This window comes from Pseudoalteromonas sp. NSLLW218 (assembly GCF_015864775.1).
Taxonomy (GTDB): Bacteria; Pseudomonadota; Gammaproteobacteria; order Enterobacterales; family Alteromonadaceae; genus Pseudoalteromonas.
Genome location: NZ_JADYWO010000006.1, coordinates 174,776 through 192,018 on the forward strand (window position 1 = coordinate 174,776; position 17,243 = coordinate 192,018).

Here is a 17,243-nt window from a genome sequence, read left to right on the forward strand (position 1 = left end):
AACCCAAAATTCGTAGCTACGGTTATGCACGTTTTAATCCGATAATTAGGAGTACTCAATAGTGTGAGTATATCATTTTTTTGAAGGGTTTCGTGTATACTGAAAATCGTTAAACTACAGATTATTTAAAGGTTCACTATGCTGGATATTGTTTTATACCAACCTGAAATACCGCCAAACACTGGTAATATTATTCGCCTATGTGCCAATACCGGCTATGCACTACATTTAATTGAGCCGTTAGGTTTTGAATGGGACGACAAACGAGTAAAGCGTGCGGGCCTTGATTACCACGAATTTAGCCATGTTCAACGCCATGCTTCTTTTGAAGATTATCTTGAGAAGTGCAAGCCTAAAAAAGTATATGCATGTACAACCAAAGGTAGCCAATTCCATCATGAAGCTAACTACGAAGCCGGCGACTGCTTAGTATTTGGACCTGAAACCCGCGGCTTACCTGATGATATGATCCAAGCATTACCAAAAGAGCAGCGTGTGCGTATTCCTATGCAAGCCAATAGCCGCAGCATGAACTTATCAAACGCAGTAGCCGTGTTTGTTTACGAGTCGTGGCGCCAGTTGGGTTTTCCTAACGCGCAATAAACACCTTGTACCAAACAACAAAAAACCGACGTAACGTCGGTTTTTTAGTTTTATAAACGCTTATAAAGTTATTCAGAACGTTGCTCTCGACCTAACAGCGCCATTGCAGCTTCTTTCATATCTTTATTTTCATAAAGCACTTTATAAATTTGCTCGGTAATCGGCATTTCTACACCGCTACGTTGTGCTAATAAATACACTTCTTTGGTATTTCTAAAGCCTTCAACTACTTGACCAATTGACTCAATAGCAGCATCGACGCTTTCGCCTTTACCCAGCGCTAAACCAAATCGACGATTACGTGATTGGTTATCTGTACACGTTAGTATTAAATCGCCAAGGCCTGCCATTCCCATAAAGGTTTCTGGCTTAGCACCAAGAGCGCAACCTAAACGAGTAAGCTCTGCAAGGCCTCGGGTTATAAGCGCGGTACGCGCATTAGCGCCAAAACCAACACCGTCCGAAATACCGGCACCAATGGCAATTACATTCTTAACCGCACCACCGAGCTGTATACCAATAAAATCATCATTGTTATACACACGGAATGAGCGACCACAATGAAGTAAATCAGCGAGTTGCTGAGCAAATTCAGGTGACGTAGAAGACACAGAAATAGCTGTAGGTGAACCCATCGCCATTTCTTTTGCAAACGTAGGACCCGACAGTACCGCAAGTGGAATATCATCACCTAATTCTTGCAAAGCAACTTCTTGTAATAAACGGCCTGTATTAGGCTCAAGGCCTTTTGTGGCCCAAGCAACTTTAGCGCCTTCTTGCAGTGCAGGTTTTATCTGGGCAAGTGTGTCGCCAAAAGCATGACTTGGCACAACAACAAGTACAATAGCGCTGCTAGCAACGGCATGTTGTAAGTTAGCGTCAAGAGTCAGAGTGTCTGGGAAAGGAGCATCAGGTAAGTAACGTTGATTTTTCCGCTCAGCTGCAAGCGTGGCAACGTCGTCGCTATTTCGTCCCCAAAGTGTCACGTTGTGACCATTTCGGGCTAAACAAATAGCAAGGGCGGTGCCGTAAGACCCCGCCCCTAATACAGTAACAGCTGTAGTTGCTGTACTCATAGGTTATGCGTCTGCTGTAACCTGGTCAGCTTGCGCAGTACGTTGTTGCATGTATTGTGCAAACAATGCGTCAAAATTAACTGGCGCAAGGTTAAGCTGTGGGAAAGTACCACGGTTAACAAGGTTTGAAACAGCTTCGCGTGCATATGGGAACAACACGTTAGGACAAAATGCACCAAGCATATGTGCAAGCTGCACTTCTTCAACTTCAGCAATAGTAAAAATACCCGCTTGTTGAATTTCACATAAGAACGCAGTTTCTTCACCAATAGACGCAGTTACAGTTAGCGCTAAAACAACTTCAAATACACCTTCGTCCAGCTTGTTTGAACGTGTATCTAGGTCCAGCTTAACTTCTGGCGTCCACTCTTTTTGAAAAATGGCCGGAGAATTTGGCGTTTCAAACGATACATCTTTAGTGTAAATACGTTGAATAGTAAATTGTGCGCCGTCTTGTGCAGCGGCTGCGTTTTGATTTTCTTCGTTCATTGTTATTCCTAACTTGTTCGTTATTATAATTAAATTAAGCGTTTAACTTAGCGTCAAGTTTACCTTGCGCTTCAATAGCCATCATGTCGTCGCAGCCACCGATATGTTCATCATTAATAAAAATTTGCGGTACTGTGCTTGCGCCACCGGCTTTAGCAATCATTTCAGCGCGTAGTTCAGGCTGTACACCAATATCATAATTAGTGTATTCAACGCCTTTGCTATTTAAAAGCGAAAGAGCACGCTGACAAAATGGACAATACGCCTTGGTGTATAAAACAACATTACTCATAATAAATCCTCTATCGGCCTAGCTAAACTGATTAGCGACCTGTTGTAGTTGGTAAGCTGGCAGATTGCCACGCACCCATGCCACCTGCTAATAAGTAAACTCGTTCAAAACCAGCTTTACTCATAGCGGCTGCAGTACCTTGGGCAGTCATACCTGTAGTACATACAACTATAATGGGTTTAGTCTTGTACTTTTCAAGGCTTGAAAAGTCAGATTTTTTCGCATTCTCTGGGCTCAAATGCTCAGCACCAGAAATACGCCCTGCATTAAACTCTTTTTGCGCACGTATATCGATTACTTGACCGTCATCACGGTTAATAAGTAACGTAAGCTGCTGAGGATTTATTTGACGAACAGCTGAAAGCTTACTCTTTATCCAGCCACTAACAATAAGGAAAACAATACCAACCCAAGCAAGGCTTAAAATGGGATGATTTGTAATAAATTCAATATATTGATCCATTCTACTTCCACTATGAAATTATGTTTTAAACCTAGGGCATGTTGGCCTTTGTGGATTGAAATTTGTTCAATCTAGGGGCGATTAAATCGCGGCGCGAGATTTGTAACCTAGTGGGCTAAGTAAAAACCGAGCAACAAAGAGGTAATAGTCCCTAGAAAGAACCCAACGGGCAGCGTATGTTTGGTATTTATGCTACGTTATCGCCTATTTATGGGGAGTAACCACACTTCATAGGCTCTGCCTTGCCTAAAAACCAAACATACTGCTGCAAATTCAACCACCAAAGTGCAACACGCCCTAATATTTTAAGGATTTTGTACTTTAGCCACGCAAGTATACCCAAACCAACCTGAAATGCGAGTTTAGGAGCACTTAGAGGCGTTTAAAAATGATAAAGCCCCCCCCATATATAGTAGTAAGTGAAAAAATTTAATATCTTGTTTTCAATGCTGATCCTAGCTTAAAAACACGGTATGCTAAAACCACGCTAATAAACCTTTTTAGGTGCACAGTATTCATCAACAGATACTAATTTTCAGGAGCTATTATGACAGAGCATAAAAAACCACTGGTATTAATGATTTTAGACGGTTGGGGGCACCGCGAAGATACGCAAAGTAACGCCATTCTTGCAGCTAACACACCGGTATTAGACAATTTATGGGCCACTCGCCCACACACATTAATATCAGCTTCGGGTTTAGATGTAGGTCTTCCTGATGGTCAAATGGGTAACTCAGAAGTTGGCCATGTAAATTTAGGTGCTGGTCGCATTGTTTATCAAGATTTCACCCGTATCACAAAAGCTATTAACGATGGCGAATTTGATTCAACACCAGCCTTAGTTGAAAATATAGATAAAGCCGTAAAAGCAGGTAAAGCAGTCCACATAATGGGTCTTTTAAGCCCAGGTGGCGTACATAGCCATGAAGACCATATAGTTGCTAGCATAAAACTTGCTGCAAAACGTGGCGCTAAAGAAGTTTACTTTCACGGCTTTTTAGATGGCCGCGATACACCTCCACGTAGTGCTAAAGCGTCAATCGAACGTATTGAAAAGTTATTTAGCGAACTTAAATGTGGTCGTTTAGCGTCACTTGTTGGCCGTTACTACGCAATGGACAGAGACAATCGTTGGAACCGCGTAGAAAAAGCTTACAACGTAATTGCATTAGCTGAAGGTGACTTTAATTTTGATAACGGCGTAGAGGCACTTAACGCAGCTTACGAGCGAGACGAAAACGACGAGTTTGTTGCCGCTACAACTATTACACCAGCAGGCGCCGCTCCTGCTTCAATAAACGATGGCGACACGCTAATTTTTGCCAACTTTAGAGCAGACAGAGCCCGCGAAATTACTCGCGCTTTTGTTGAGCCTGATTTTGATGGATTCCCAAGAAAAAGATCCCCAAATCTTACCGCATTTGTGATGATGACAGAATACGCAGCTGATATAGATGCACCTATTGCCTTTGGTTCAACACCGTTAGTAAACGTACTTGGTGAGTGGTTTGAAAAAAATAACAAAACACAGCTTCGCATTTCAGAAACCGAAAAGTACGCACACGTTACATTTTTCTTTAGTGGTGGACGTGAAAGTGAATTTGAAGGCGAAACACGCGAGCTAATTCCTTCGCCGCAGGTAGCAACCTACGACCTACAGCCTGAAATGAACTCAGAAATGCTAACCGACAAGCTAGTAGCAGCAATTAAAAGCGGTAAATACGATGCTATTATTTGTAACTACCCTAATGGCGATATGGTTGGTCACTCAGGTGTATTTGAAGCTGCTGTTAAAGCTTGTGAAGCTGTAGATAGCTGTATCGGACGTGTTGTTGATGCACTTGAAGAGTTTGGTGGTGAAGCACTAATAACAGCTGATCATGGTAATGCTGAGCAAATGGCTGATCTTAAAACAGGCCAAGCGCATACAGCTCACACTAGTGAACCTGTACATTTTATTTATGTTGGTCGCGATGCAGAGCCTATGCAAGGTAAGGCATTAAGCGATGTAGCCCCTACAATGCTTCACTTAATGGGCATGGAGCAACCAAGCGAAATGACTGGTACGCCTATCATGATGTTGAAATAACACATGAATAGACGTATTAACCGGTTAATTAAGTGCGGTTTAATACTAACTTCATTAGTGACTGCATCTGCAGTTGCTAATGAAGATCGTACTAAAAAAGACTTATCAGAAGTTCAAAATGCACTTGAGCAAAGCCAGGCTGAATATAACGCGCAAAGAAAAAAAATAGCGTCACTACAAAAAAACCTCAAAAGCCATGAACTCGATATAGCTAAAAATGCTAAAGCACTTAACATGGCTGAGCAATCAGTAAAAGAAACTAAAACACAGCAAAAAGAGTTACAAAATAAAGCCGATGAGCTCGATAAAAAGCATGCACAATTTCAGAAAGTTTTAGCCGCGCAGCTCAAAAGCGCCTATATGGCCGGTGGCGACGACTATTCTAAAATGCTGTTAAACCAAGAAGACACTGCTAAATTTGAGCGCACACTTAGTTATTACAACTACTTAAATAAAGCTCGTATTGAACAAATCGAAGATCTAAAAGACCTTCAACAGCAAATAGTACAAAACCAAAAAGAGCTTGTTAAAACACAAGAAAAACTAGAACTTTTATTTGATGAGCAAAAAAGACGCCAAACCGCTTTAGTTAATGCACAAAGTGAACGCCAAGCAAATCTTAAAAACTTACAAGCTCAGCTCAACAGCACTAAAAGCTCAATAAATTATTTAAAAGAAAACCAACAAACTTTGGTAGCAACGATAGAAGAGCTCGAAAAAGAAAAAACACAAAAAATTGAATTACTGGGCCTAAATAAAAATAAAGGTAAATTAGACTGGCCGAGCAAAGGCAAGTTAGAGCACACTTTTGGCCAACGTAAACATGGTGGTATTGATTGGAAAGGCGTATTAATTGGTGCAAAAGAAGGCACTAATATTAATAGCGTACATAATGGTCAAGTTGTATTTGCCGATTGGCTAAAAGGCTATGGTTGGGTAATTGTTGTAGATCATGGTGAGGGCTTTATGAGCCTATATGGCCACGCTCAAACATTGCTAAGAGATGTAGGCGACATGGTACGCGAAGGCGAAACACTTGCTTTAGTTGGCCAAAGCGGCGGACAAGCTAGTTCTGGTCTATACTTTGAAATACGCCACAAAGGACGCGCAGTAAATCCTATCAAATGGTGCAAACGCATTTAATTAAATTAATCGCTGCACCGCTCTGGAGCAGCTGATGACAACTAAAAAAACTGTAGTAACTACCATTGTTCAAAAAAATACAGGCTTTTATATAAGTCTGTATTTACTCGTATTACTAACCTTAATTGCCTTTACTAGTGACACACTAGCAAGCTCGATTAAAGATCTTAAAAGACAACAAATAGACGAAATACTCTTTAACATTCATGCCTACTACGTTGAAGATCTCACCTTACAAAATAGCCACCACATTAAATATAATAACCAGCAATTTGAGCGTTTATATTCAAAGCTCGACTCTTACTCTAAGTACTTAAATGAGCACGAACTAACCTCATTATTTGATAACACAAATGGCCGCTACACAGGTATTGGTATTGAGGTTAAAAATATCGACGAGAATATGACTATTGTTAATGTGGTTAATAACTCTCCCGCAAAAGCGGCGGGGATTTTACCAGACGATATTATTGTAAGTGTAAACAACCACGCAGTCCAAAATCGTACAATCGATGAAGTAGCAACACTAATAAGAGACAGTAAATTTTCAAATATAGACCTAATTATAAATCGTGATAACAATAAAAGCCCTATCACGTTTCATGTTGCACGCCGCCAAATAAACCTCGAAAGCGTAACAAGCGAACTTCTAGATTTTGGAACTGGTTATATAGCTATCAATAATTTTTCTAACCACACATTGCATGAGGTTGCTCTGCAAGTTGCTGCCCTGCAAAGCCACTTTGGCTATCCACTTAAAGGCTTAGTGATTGATTTACGCGATAACCCTGGGGGTACATTACAAAGCGCTGTGGCAGTATCAGACCTATTTTTACAAAGTGGCACTATAGTGACAACTAAAGGACGTTTTTACGATGCCAACCAAGCATTTTATGCAAAGCGTGGAGACATTCTAAAAAATGCCCCCATTGTTGTGCTTATAAACGAAAATTCAGCCTCTGCAGCCGAAATACTTGCAGCAGCACTCAAAGATAATAAACGAGCAACTGTTGTAGGCAGTCAATCTTTTGGGAAGGGTTCTGTACAATCGCTCATTCCGCTAGGTGATGGCAACACTGCATTAAAGCTCACCACAGCCAAATATTTTACGCCATTAGGTAAATCGATTGATGGAATAGGAATAACCCCAGATGTGGCTGTTAATCAAACAAACCTTTCACAAAGTAATAAAGCCGTTATAATAAAAAATGAACACACTAACATTAGCGCGCAATTACTTACTGGTAACTTAGCAGATTTACAATTAGTTAAAGCAAAACAATTACTCAGCATGCAATAGCTTGTACAAGCTGTATAAACAAAGCTAAAAAGATAATAAAAACTATAAACGTGAAAATAATAAAATGGCTAATATTAGCTATTTGTTTTAGCTCAGCAACAATTAGCGCCAAACAAATAGCGATAGTGATAGACGATATAGGCTATCATCAACGGGACTTAGAGTTCCTTTCCTTACCAGGGCAATTGTCGTATTCAATTTTGCCTCATACCCCTTATTCGCAAATTTTTGCAACGCTTGCCAGTCAATCAAATAAAGAGTTATTACTCCATGTGCCTATGCAGGCACTTAACGGTAAAGAACTCGGACCTGGCGCGCTTACTTTAAATATGAATAAAGAGCAGCTTCAGCAAACTCTTGGAACAGCTCTCGCTAGTTTACCGCAAGTAAAGGGCGTTAATAACCACATGGGGTCAGCGCTTACACAAAAAAGCCAAGCTATGAAGTGGACAATGGAAGTGCTTAAAAAGCGCCATTTATATTTTTTAGATAGCCGTACAACCGACTTAAGCCAAGCACAAAATGCTGCTAACTTTTTAGGTGTTGCTAATATTAGCCGCCAAGTGTTCTTAGACAATATAACTACATCAGAACAACTCCAGCTGAGGCTTGAAGAATTAAAACAACTCGCCACAACCCAGAGTTTTGCGATTGCAATTGCACACCCCTACCCTGAAACCATTGATTTCTTACGTGAAGCGTTGCCACAGTTAACAGAGCAAGGCTTTGAACTCGTGCCGGTTTCGCAGCTCGTTGAGCGTAAATACATTCAGTTGGCGCAGGCTGAGGGAAAAGAGATTAGTGCTAGGTAATATAGCTTTCATACAAGAATTACAAACTAACCGTTCAATATGCATATTGCTTGAAAAGATATTTTATCGTTGGGTTTCGCTTCGCTCAAACCAACCTACGCGAAAGCAAAAAGCCCCGCATTTTCACGCAGGGCTTTTTAAATTTTGCAGCTTGAACTGTGTTTAGCTCATAGCGCTTTGTAATTTTTTCATCGCTGTTTTTTCAAGCTGGCGAACACGTTCAGCAGATACACTGTACTTTTGTGCAAGCTCTTGAAGAGTCGCTTTATCATCCGACAACCAACGTGCGCTAACAATATCTTGTGAACGCTCGTCTAGTGTTTTAAGTGCACTAAATAAACGAGTATGCGCTTGCTCTTTCCACTGTTGTTGTTCAACGTCGTCAGCTAAGTCAGCTGCACCATCTGTTAAATACTGTACTGGAGAGTAAGTGCTAGTTGGTGCGTCGTCGTTATCATCGCCAGTTAGGTCAAAGCCCATGTCTTGGCCGCTCATGCGCGATTCCATTTCACGTACTTCTTTTTCACTCACACCTAGCTCGCTAGCAACGGTGCTTACCTCAGCTTGATTAAACCAACCTAAACGCTTTTTGTTTTTACGAAGATTGAAAAACAATTTACGTTGCGCTTTAGTGGTTGCAACTTTAACTATGCGCCAGTTTTTAAGCACAAACTCGTGAATCTCGGCTTTAATCCAATGCACTGCAAACGATACTAAACGTACACCCACTGTAGGATCGAAACGTTTAACCGCTTTCATCAGGCCTATATTACCTTCTTGAATAAGGTCAGCTTGTGGCAAGCCGTATCCCGAGTAGCTTTTAGCAATATGTGCTACAAAGCGTAAATGCGACATAATGAGTTGCTTGGCAGCACTAAGATCGCCTTCATCCTGAAGCCTTTTAGCAAGTTCTTGCTCTTGTTCAACTTTAAGCATAGGGATAGTGCTTACCGCTTGAAGGTAACCGTCCATGCTTGCGCTTTGTTGTCCGACTGTAAGTGCCATTGCGTATAAATCTTTACTCATTTTTCACCTCGGTGATAAACATTTGAAACTATCTTAGCACTCTTTCTTTAAGAGTGCTAACCCCAATTTAAAACTTTTTAAAAGTATAAATCAAGCAGTTTTTTAGTATGGGTTTAGTCTACTACAAGCGACTGAATAAGTGATGAATTGAGGGATTGCAGCGGGTTAACCTCGCTGTATCACCTTATTTACAACTCATTACTTTATGGGAGAATAGTACACAAATATGACAGTTTTAATAACAGGAGGTACAACCCAGTCCGATACCATACGCACATCGAACTGAGTTGGTTCACTTATACTTTATCGGGTTCTATTTCTTTAATATATCGATTTACAGAAAGGTAAGAGCCTACAAATCCTAAACTTGTTGCAAGTAACACTAAAAAGCCAAGCTCATTAAGCGATAATCCAATTAACGAAAAGCTTGTTTGGTATACCCCTGCTACACTGCTCACAGCGCTTGAAAGCCACCACATCATTAGTCCTACGCATATAAAGGCAAACAAACCACCTATTACACCATACCAAATGCCCGTCCATAAAAATGGGGCATGTATAAAGGTGTTAGTTGCGCCAACTAGCTTCATGACTTGTATTTCTTCTTTTTTATCCATGATCGACAAACGAATAGTGTTACCAATAATAAGCGTCACTGAGGTAAGCAGTAATAATGCGATGGTTATTACGCTTTCTTTCAGTAAATCTAGTAATGCATTTAAACGCTCTAACCACGCTATATCGAGCTTACCAAAATCAACTTCACGTTCACTTTCTAATTTAGTTAACAGTACTTTAGCAGCATTTGGGTGTCTGTGACGTTTTGTTGGCGTAACCAGTACCACATCTGGTAATGGGTTCTTATCTAAATATTCTAAGGCCTGTCCAAATCCAGATACGTCTTTAAACTCAGTAAGTGCTTTTTGTTTTGAAATAAACTCAACACTTTCAACCTCTGGATATAACGCTAAGCGCTTTACTAATGTTTGCGTTTCTTGCTCGTTCATACTTTCTTTTACAAACAACGATATTTCACTCGCTTCCTCAAAACCACTACTTACTTGCTGTACGTTTTTAACGACAAGATAAAGTGTTGCAGGTAACGTTAGGCTCAAACCTAGTACAGCAATAGTCATCATAGACGCAAGCGGCGTACGCCACATTTCACCTAAGCTATGAACACCTTGGCGAAAAATATTAATAATGAAAAAATAACCGCCAGCGAATACTGATTTTTTTTGCTTGTCGTTACTATTTTGACGACTTTTAAAAAGTAAACTCATAGTGCTCCCTCAGCGAGCGGATCTTGAAGCATACGACCATCTTTTAAGGTTAGACTGCGGTACTTCATACGTGCAACCAAACCTAAGTCATGCGTAGCTATAAGAACAGTGGTGCCGTGTTTATTGAAGTCTTCAAACAGCTTTAGTATTTCCATTGAAAGCTCAGGATCAAGGTTACCTGTAGGTTCATCGGCTAACAAAATTGGCGGGGAGTTCACTATTGCTCTGGCAATACCAACACGTTGCTGCTCGCCTCCAGAGAGCATCGACGGATGACATTTTATTTTGTCTATCAGGCCTACTTTATCAAGCGCACCATGAACACGTTTAGCTATTTGCTTATGGTGAGTACCCTCAATAATAAGAGGCAGCGCCACGTTATCAAAAATAGTATAGCGCTCTAGTAAACGGTGGTTTTGAAAAATAATACCAATATCACGGCGAGCATAAGGAATTTGACGCGAGTTTACTTTATTTAAATCAACACCGTTGATAAATACACTGCCTGCCGATGGACGTTCCATTAAGCTAATTAACTTAAGCAACGTACTTTTACCCGCACCACTGTGACCGGTTAAAAAGGCAAGTTCACCCGGTTTAACATGAAAATTAACTTTTTCGAGGGCGCGGTGCCCTCCAGGATAAGTCTTACTTACTTGCTGAAAATTTATCATCTTTTTATTATGCCAATTCAATTAATTTACTAATAAAATTGGTATTCCTCGCAATTAAAAAGGGAGCAAGCTCCCTTTTTTGGTAAATTAAACGTCGTCCTCATCTTGGCTAAATAACGCATCAATAAAGTCATCGCTTTTAAAAGCGCGTAAATCATCAATACCTTCACCAACACCAATGTAACGAATTGGAATATTAAACTTATCTGCAACCGCAAAAATAACACCACCTTTTGCAGTTCCATCTAGTTTTGAAAGCGTAATACCAGTTAGACCAACGCATTGATTAAATAAGTTCACTTGGCTAATTGCATTTTGACCTGTACCAGCATCAATGGTTAGCATGACTTCGTGCGGCGCATCGGGATCAATCTTTTTCATTACGCGAGCTATTTTTTCAAGCTCTTGCATTAAGTTATCTTTATTTTGCAGGCGCCCTGCTGTATCAGCAATTAACACATCTATATTACGGGCTTTTGCAGCTTGGAATGCATCAAAGACAACCGACGCACTATCTGCACCTGTATGTTGGGCAATAACAGGAATGCTGTTACGTTCGCCCCAAACCTGAAGTTGCTCAACTGCAGCCGCTCTAAACGTATCACCAGCGGCCAGCATAACCGACTTACCTTCGTTTTGAAATTGCTTAGCCATCTTACCTATAGTCGTTGTTTTACCAACGCCATTTACACCCACCATTAAAATAACAAACGGCTTTTTATCTTCGGTAATTACTAAAGGCTGTTCAGCTGTTTTTAGCATCGCAGCCATTTCTTGTTTCATTAACTCATAAAGCGCATCACCATCTTTTAACTGCTTACGGTTCGCAGCATCAGTCAGGCTATCAATCAACTTCATGGTAGTGTCAACGCCTAAATCGGCGGTGAGCAGCTGCGTTTCAAGATCTTCAAATAATTCGTCATCTATTTTTTTACCACTAAAAATAGACGCAAAACCAGAACCTATATTAACGCGAGTTTTTAACAAGCCCTTTTTAAGACGAGAGAAAAACCCTTCTTTTTTCGGCTTTTCTGCTTTTTTAGCTTCTTCAATTGCAAGTTCTGCTGTAATACGTTCTTGTTCTAAACGCTCATTTTCTGCTTCTTCTGCAGTAATACGCTCTTGCTCTAAGCGTTCGTTTTCTGCTTGTTCAGCAGCAATACGCTCTTGCTCTAAACGTTCATTCTCTGCTTTTTCCGCAGCCAATCGCTCTTGCTCTAAACGCTCATTCTCTGCTTTTTCCGCAGCCAATCGCTCTTGCTCTAAACGCTCATTCTCTGCTTTTTCTAAAGCAATGCGCTCTTGCTCTAAACGTTCATTTTCTGCTTTTTCAGCAGCAATTCGTTCTTGTTCTAAACGTTCATTTTCTGCTTTTTCTAAAGCAATGCGCTCTTGCTCTAAACGCTCATTCTCTGCTTTTTCTAAAGCAATGCGCTCTTGCTCTAAACGCTCGTTTTCTGCTTTTTCTAAAGCAATGCGCTCTTGCTCTAAACGTTCATTTTCTGCTTTTTCAGCAGTAATGCGTTCTTGTTCCAAACGTTCATTTTCAACTTTTTCAGCAGCAATGCGCTCTTGCTCTAAACGCATTTGCGCTTCTTGTTCTGCTAAACGTTTTGCTTGTTCTTGTCTTTGTGCTTCAGCATCCGCTTGTTCTTTTGCTAGTAACTCAGCATTCGCTTGCTCTATTGCAAGCTTTTCAGCCTTTACAGCTTCATCCTTTTTTTCAAGGCGTATTTGCTCTAGTCGCTCAGCCTCTACTTTTTCTGCAGCCAATCGCTCTTGCTCTAACAGCATCTGCGTTTCTTGATCGGCTAAACGTTGTGCATGTTCTTGTCTTTGCGCTTCTGCATCAGCTTGTTGTTTTGCAAGTAATTCAGCATTGGCCTGCTCAATTGCAACCTTTTCTGCGTTTTCAGCACGCTCTTGCTCTAAACGTTTTGCTTCAATTTGTTCAGAAGCAATACGCTCCTGCTCTAAGCGCTCTGTTTCGGCCTCTGCTTTTAAACGTTCAGCTTGCTCCTGTGCTAGCTTTTCTTGCTCTAGACGTTTCGCTTCAATTTGTTCAGCAGCAATACGCTCCTGCTCTAAGCGCTCTGTTTCGGCTTCTGCTTGTAAACGTTCAGTTTCAGCCTGCTGTGCAAGCTTTTCTTGCTCTAGCTTCTGCGCTTCTTCTTGCGCTAATGCTTGTTGTTTATCAGCGGCTGCTTTTTGCTCTGCTTCTTTTTTATCTGACTTGCCAAAACCGAGCCACGACATGAATTTACTTTTTTTTGTCATACTTGCTAATAACCACTTATAAAAATCTGATAAACTAAAATTTGAAATAGCTTGGCAATGCCCAGCAATAGTTGCTAATAAATACAACCATTCAAAACGTAAGTGTTCAATAGTAACACTTTTAATACGGTTGAAAAATGAAGCTACGCGTAATCACGCATAATATTATCTGAGCTAGATACCATATACCATTTTTTAGTGAGCTAAATGAGAAAAAAAACAACGCAAAATAAAGCTACTAACAAGCCCAGTGATGGCTTTATTAGAGTGATTAGTGGCCAATTTCGAGGCCGAAAACTCCCTGTTAAAAATGTAGAAGGCTTAAGACCTACTACCGATCGAATTAAAGAAACTGTATTTAATTGGCTAATGCAAGATACGCGTGACACAAATGTACTTGATTGTTTTGCAGGTTCTGGTGGGTTAGGATTTGAAGCGCTATCTCGATTTGCCAAAAACGCCACATTTATCGAGCTCGACTCGTCAGCTGCCAAGCAATTAGAACTAAACATTAGCACTTTAAAGCTCGACAACGCATACGTTAAACATACTAATTCACTCTCCTTTTTAGAGCAAAAAAACACAAACGAAGCGTTTAATCTTGTATTTGTTGACCCACCATTTCGTAAAGATTTAGCGCAAACGACCTGTGATTTATTAGAAAAAAACCAATGGTTAAGCGATGATGCATTAATTTATGTTGAAGTCGAAACAGAGTTAACCACCTTTAACAACCCAAGCAACTGGTTGTTAATTAAAGAAAAAAAGGCAGGCCAAGTGTTTTGCAAACTCTACCAGCGCCAAGTAAATTAATACTGTTTTACATGATGCGTTTCTGTTAATATTGTCCTTTACATGTGGTGTTGCTTCGGATTACAATACCGCACCATTTTTGAACCACTTGATCAATGTTTGATCAACTTGAGCAACGCTCATAATTTAGGTAGGTGAATTTTTAATGCCAGTAATTAAAGTAAGAGAGAACGAACCGTTTGACGTAGCACTTCGTCGCTTCAAGCGTTCATGTGAAAAAGCAGGAATCCTTTCAGAAGTTCGTCGTCGCGAGCACTATGAAAAACCAACAGCTGAGCGTAAGCGTAAAAAAGCTGCTGCAGTAAAACGTCACATGAAAAAACTTTCTCGTGATAACGCACGTCGCGTTAAATTATACTAATATATTAGGTCTTGTATAAATGAGCCTTTTAATAACGCTAAAAGATGCGCAAAAAGATGCGATGAGAGCTAAAGACAAACAACGTCTTAACCCTATTCGTATGGTACTTGCTGCAATCAAGCAACGTGAAATTGACGAGCGCATAGAACTAGACGACGCAGGTATTACCTCCGTTATAGTGAAGCTTGTTAAACAACGTCGTGACTCTTACACTCAGTACAAAGATGCTGGGCGTGATGATTTAGCTGATATTGAAGCCAATGAAATAGTAGCACTTGAAACTTTCTTACCTCAAAAATTGAGTGAAGAAGAAATCATTGCTCTCATTGATGCGGCTATTGCTGATACTAACGCAGCAGGTATGCAAGACATGGGTAAAGTAATGGGTATAATCAAAAGCAAAGCCGAAGGTCGTGCCGATATGGGCAAAATCTCTGGTTTAATTAAGCAACGATTAACTGCCTAATACTCCCACATACATTAAAGTATGATTGAAGTGAACCGAGCCTTGCGCTCGGTTTCTTTGTTTTTAACTTTAATAAAAAGTACACCTATTAGGTTACTTTAAAATGAAATTTTTTATAGCTTCCCTATTTATTTTGCTATCATTTTGGTAAGTTAAAGCACGCTATATTTTGCATCAAGCAAGTATAAAAAAGTAAATTTCATATTCGTTATTCTTCTTATTATTTCAGGACTGTATTTTACTAATGGCTGGAAAGATCCCACGTAACTTTATAGACGATTTACTTGCCAGAACCGATATTGTCGACCTGATAGACTCAAAAGTAGGTCTAAAAAAAGCAGGTAAGGATTATCAAGCTTGCTGCCCATTTCATAACGAAAAATCGCCCTCATTTACCGTATCGCAAGACAAACAGTTTTATCATTGCTTTGGTTGTGGTGCTAATGGTAATGCAATTTCGTTTGTAATGGAGTATGAAAAGCTTGAGTTTGTAGATGCTATTGAAGAAATAGCAAGCATGCTTAACTTAGAAGTACCTCGAGAACAAGGCACAAACTCAGCACCAGAACGTACTGCTGCACAAAAGCGCTCTGATTACGATTTAATGCTTCATACTGCGCGCTTTTATCAACACCAATTAAAACACCACAGTAATTCTGCTGCCGTTATTGAATATGTAAAAGGCCGTGGTTTAAGTGGTGAAACAGTTAAAAAGTTCATGATTGGCTACGCTCCCAGCGAGTGGGATGGATTATGCCTTCAACTTGGCCGTAATAAAGAACAAAAAGAGCAGTTGGTTGAATTAAAACTAGCTTCAGAAAAAACACCAGGCAGACAATTTGATTTTTTCCGCGACCGATTAATGTTTCCTATTCGCGATAAACGCGGACGCGTTATTGCATTTGGTGGGCGTGTAATGCAAGCTGACCAAGGGCCCAAATATTTAAACTCGCCAGAGACCCGAATTTTTCATAAAGGCTTTGAGCTTTATGGGCTTTATGAAGCAAAGCAAGCCCATAAAAAACTTGAGCATGTAATGGTTGTTGAAGGTTATATGGATGTTGTTGCCCTAGCCGAACAAGGAATTGAATACGCTGTAGCATCTTTGGGCACAGCAACAACAAGCGAGCACATGCATACTCTGTTTAGAACAACAGATAAAGTAATCTGTTGTTACGATGGTGACAGAGCTGGCCGTGATGCAGCCTGGAGAGCGCTTGAAAACGCACTTCCTTATTTAAATGATGGTAAAGCACTGCAATTTGCGTTTTTACCTGATGGCGAAGACCCTGACTCTCTTGTACAAAAAGTGGGGAAGGAGCAATTCGAATTACGCCTAAGCCAAGCGGATGACTTTACTAAAGTATTGTTTAATAAATTAAGCCAAGAAGTAGATTTAACACTCGACTCAGGGAAAGCTAAATTACTCAGTGCAGCACTTCCATTAATTGAAAAAATCCCAAGTGAATTTTATCAAGAAAACATTCTTGAACAATTAGGGCGTTTAATCGGAAGAACACGTGAGCAATTAAATAACCGTTTAAAAACGCCAAAGCAACAGCATTCTATTGAACGTAAATTTAAAATAACACCGATGCGACAAGCGATAGGTATTTTAATTCAACATCCTAATTTAGCTAAAAATGTGCCGTACTTACCTGAACTCGCACAAATGAATATTGCTGGTATAGGGCTGTTGTTACGTTTACAAGAACAAGCTTTAGAGAAAGAAAATGTTACCACTGCACAATTGCTCGAATTTTTTAGAGGAACTGAAGATTATGAGCCATTAATCAAGCTTGCAACGTGGCAACACGACATAAATGAAGAACGTTTAGAAACGGTTTTTAAAAATACTTTCAAGTTTATTGAAGATCAGTGTTTAAATTATCGACTCGAGACCCTATTAATAAAGGACAAGACTCAAGGCCTTAGTAGCGATGAAAGACTTGAGTGTCATTTGTTAATGACAGCGTTAAAAGCGACTAACAGTTAGGGTCTGTTTATCTTTCGAGGTTAAGTTTACAGCAGTGTGTTTGGTATTTAGACAAGACAGAGCCTATGTAGTGTGGT

17 protein-coding genes are annotated in these 17,243 nt (G+C 40.1%); 9 read left to right on the forward strand and 8 right to left on the reverse strand.

The window, feature by feature from the left end; all coding sequences use genetic code 11:
- Nucleotides 1–138 precede the first annotated feature (138 nt).
- Entirely contained in the window at nucleotides 139–603 is a 465-nt protein-coding gene (gene trmL / locus I6E80_RS10935) for a tRNA (uridine(34)/cytosine(34)/5-carboxymethylaminomethyluridine(34)-2'-O)-methyltransferase TrmL (protein WP_024600144.1), read from the forward strand.
- Nucleotides 604–671: 68 nt separating this feature from the next.
- Here the strand turns inward: trmL and gpsA are convergent, their stop codons facing one another.
- From gpsA to I6E80_RS10955, 4 genes are read right to left on the reverse strand one after another with little or no spacing between them, the layout of a single operon-like run.
- The gene (gpsA, locus tag I6E80_RS10940) at nucleotides 672–1,679 is read right to left on the reverse strand and encodes an NAD(P)H-dependent glycerol-3-phosphate dehydrogenase (RefSeq protein ID WP_024600145.1); all 1,008 of its coding nucleotides are present in this window, start codon (nucleotides 1,677–1,679) and stop codon (nucleotides 672–674) included.
- Between the two features lie 3 nt (nucleotides 1,680–1,682).
- Nucleotides 1,683–2,168 carry a protein-export chaperone SecB gene (gene secB, locus I6E80_RS10945; RefSeq protein WP_024600146.1) on the reverse strand — a complete coding sequence of 162 codons (486 nt, stop codon included), beginning with the start codon at nucleotides 2,166–2,168 and terminating at the stop codon, nucleotides 1,683–1,685.
- A gap of 34 nt (nucleotides 2,169–2,202) precedes the next feature.
- The gene (grxC, locus tag I6E80_RS10950) at nucleotides 2,203–2,460 is read right to left on the reverse strand and encodes a glutaredoxin 3 (RefSeq protein ID WP_024600147.1); all 258 of its coding nucleotides are present in this window, start codon (nucleotides 2,458–2,460) and stop codon (nucleotides 2,203–2,205) included.
- 31 nt (nucleotides 2,461–2,491) lie between these two features.
- Nucleotides 2,492–2,923 carry a rhodanese-like domain-containing protein gene (locus tag I6E80_RS10955; RefSeq protein WP_002957784.1) on the reverse strand — a complete coding sequence of 144 codons (432 nt, stop codon included), beginning with the start codon at nucleotides 2,921–2,923 and terminating at the stop codon, nucleotides 2,492–2,494.
- Between the two features lie 547 nt (nucleotides 2,924–3,470).
- Between I6E80_RS10955 and gpmM the strand changes: the two genes are divergently transcribed.
- Genes gpmM through I6E80_RS10975 form a run of 4 tightly spaced genes read left to right on the forward strand, consistent with a single transcriptional unit; the run spans nucleotide 3,471 to nucleotide 8,270 of the window.
- Nucleotides 3,471–5,015, forward strand: a complete 1,545-nt coding sequence (gpmM, locus tag I6E80_RS10960; RefSeq protein ID WP_197185549.1) for a 2,3-bisphosphoglycerate-independent phosphoglycerate mutase — start codon at nucleotides 3,471–3,473, stop codon at nucleotides 5,013–5,015.
- A gap of 3 nt (nucleotides 5,016–5,018) precedes the next feature.
- Nucleotides 5,019–6,158 carry a murein hydrolase activator EnvC gene (locus tag I6E80_RS10965; protein WP_024600149.1) on the forward strand — a complete coding sequence of 380 codons (1,140 nt, stop codon included), beginning with the start codon at nucleotides 5,019–5,021 and terminating at the stop codon, nucleotides 6,156–6,158.
- Nucleotides 6,159–6,192: 34 nt separating this feature from the next.
- On the forward strand, nucleotides 6,193–7,458 hold the full coding sequence (locus tag I6E80_RS10970) for a S41 family peptidase (protein WP_197185550.1): 1,266 nt from the start codon (nucleotides 6,193–6,195) through the stop codon (nucleotides 7,456–7,458).
- A 50-nt stretch (nucleotides 7,459–7,508) separates the two neighbouring features.
- Entirely contained in the window at nucleotides 7,509–8,270 is a 762-nt protein-coding gene (locus I6E80_RS10975) for a divergent polysaccharide deacetylase family protein (RefSeq protein WP_170072341.1), read from the forward strand.
- Nucleotides 8,271–8,432: 162 nt separating this feature from the next.
- On the opposite strand, the gene rpoH is transcribed toward I6E80_RS10975, so the two are convergent.
- The 4 genes from rpoH to ftsY form a co-directional block, all read right to left on the reverse strand.
- Complete coding sequence (rpoH, locus tag I6E80_RS10980; RefSeq protein WP_024600152.1) at nucleotides 8,433–9,296, reverse strand: RNA polymerase sigma factor RpoH; 864 nt, start codon at nucleotides 9,294–9,296, stop codon at nucleotides 8,433–8,435.
- 296 nt (nucleotides 9,297–9,592) lie between these two features.
- Nucleotides 9,593–10,579 (reverse strand): permease-like cell division protein FtsX, encoded by a 987-nt coding sequence (gene ftsX / locus I6E80_RS10985; protein ID WP_197185551.1) that lies wholly within the window; start codon nucleotides 10,577–10,579, stop codon nucleotides 9,593–9,595.
- Entirely contained in the window at nucleotides 10,576–11,253 is a 678-nt protein-coding gene (gene ftsE / locus I6E80_RS10990; RefSeq protein WP_007582842.1) for a cell division ATP-binding protein FtsE, read from the reverse strand. The genes ftsX and ftsE overlap by 4 nt, the downstream gene beginning before the upstream one ends.
- Nucleotides 11,254–11,340: 87 nt before the next feature.
- Complete coding sequence (gene ftsY, locus I6E80_RS10995; RefSeq protein ID WP_076915779.1) at nucleotides 11,341–13,530, reverse strand: signal recognition particle-docking protein FtsY; 2,190 nt, start codon at nucleotides 13,528–13,530, stop codon at nucleotides 11,341–11,343.
- Nucleotides 13,531–13,737: 207 nt separating this feature from the next.
- Here ftsY and rsmD point away from each other — a divergent pair, with 207 nt between their 5' ends.
- The 4 genes from rsmD to dnaG all read left to right on the forward strand — a co-directional run bounded on the left by rsmD (nucleotide 13,738) and on the right by dnaG (nucleotide 17,166).
- Nucleotides 13,738–14,343 carry a 16S rRNA (guanine(966)-N(2))-methyltransferase RsmD gene (rsmD, locus tag I6E80_RS11000; protein WP_024600154.1) on the forward strand — a complete coding sequence of 202 codons (606 nt, stop codon included), beginning with the start codon at nucleotides 13,738–13,740 and terminating at the stop codon, nucleotides 14,341–14,343.
- A 145-nt stretch (nucleotides 14,344–14,488) separates the two neighbouring features.
- Nucleotides 14,489–14,704, forward strand: coding sequence for a 30S ribosomal protein S21 (rpsU, locus tag I6E80_RS11005; RefSeq protein ID WP_002957797.1), 216 nt, complete (start codon nucleotides 14,489–14,491; stop codon nucleotides 14,702–14,704).
- Between the two features lie 19 nt (nucleotides 14,705–14,723).
- A complete protein-coding gene (locus tag I6E80_RS11010; protein ID WP_007586535.1) occupies nucleotides 14,724–15,170 on the forward strand; it encodes a GatB/YqeY domain-containing protein in 447 nt (148 codons plus the stop codon).
- 244 nt (nucleotides 15,171–15,414) lie between these two features.
- Entirely contained in the window at nucleotides 15,415–17,166 is a 1,752-nt protein-coding gene (gene dnaG / locus I6E80_RS11015; RefSeq protein WP_197185552.1) for a DNA primase, read from the forward strand.
- Nucleotides 17,167–17,243 lie beyond the last annotated feature (77 nt).

Coding starts and splice junctions, on each gene's coding strand:
- trmL (WP_024600144.1), top strand. CDS start 139: ATGCTGGATATTGTTTTATACCAACCTGAAATACCGCCAAACACTGGT.
- gpsA (WP_024600145.1), bottom strand. CDS start 1,679: ATGAGTACAGCAACTACAGCTGTTACTGTATTAGGGGCGGGGTCTTAC.
- secB (WP_024600146.1), bottom strand. CDS start 2,168: ATGAACGAAGAAAATCAAAACGCAGCCGCTGCACAAGACGGCGCACAA.
- grxC (WP_024600147.1), bottom strand. CDS start 2,460: ATGAGTAATGTTGTTTTATACACCAAGGCGTATTGTCCATTTTGTCAG.
- I6E80_RS10955 (WP_002957784.1), bottom strand. CDS start 2,923: ATGGATCAATATATTGAATTTATTACAAATCATCCCATTTTAAGCCTT.
- gpmM (WP_197185549.1), top strand. CDS start 3,471: ATGACAGAGCATAAAAAACCACTGGTATTAATGATTTTAGACGGTTGG.
- I6E80_RS10965 (WP_024600149.1), top strand. CDS start 5,019: ATGAATAGACGTATTAACCGGTTAATTAAGTGCGGTTTAATACTAACT.
- I6E80_RS10970 (WP_197185550.1), top strand. CDS start 6,193: ATGACAACTAAAAAAACTGTAGTAACTACCATTGTTCAAAAAAATACA.
- rpoH (WP_024600152.1), bottom strand. CDS start 9,296: ATGAGTAAAGATTTATACGCAATGGCACTTACAGTCGGACAACAAAGC.
- ftsX (WP_197185551.1), bottom strand. CDS start 10,579: ATGAGTTTACTTTTTAAAAGTCGTCAAAATAGTAACGACAAGCAAAAA.
- ftsE (WP_007582842.1), bottom strand. CDS start 11,253: ATGATAAATTTTCAGCAAGTAAGTAAGACTTATCCTGGAGGGCACCGC.
- ftsY (WP_076915779.1), bottom strand. CDS start 13,530: ATGACAAAAAAAAGTAAATTCATGTCGTGGCTCGGTTTTGGCAAGTCA.
- rsmD (WP_024600154.1), top strand. CDS start 13,738: ATGAGAAAAAAAACAACGCAAAATAAAGCTACTAACAAGCCCAGTGAT.
- rpsU (WP_002957797.1), top strand. CDS start 14,489: ATGCCAGTAATTAAAGTAAGAGAGAACGAACCGTTTGACGTAGCACTT.
- I6E80_RS11010 (WP_007586535.1), top strand. CDS start 14,724: ATGAGCCTTTTAATAACGCTAAAAGATGCGCAAAAAGATGCGATGAGA.
- dnaG (WP_197185552.1), top strand. CDS start 15,415: ATGGCTGGAAAGATCCCACGTAACTTTATAGACGATTTACTTGCCAGA.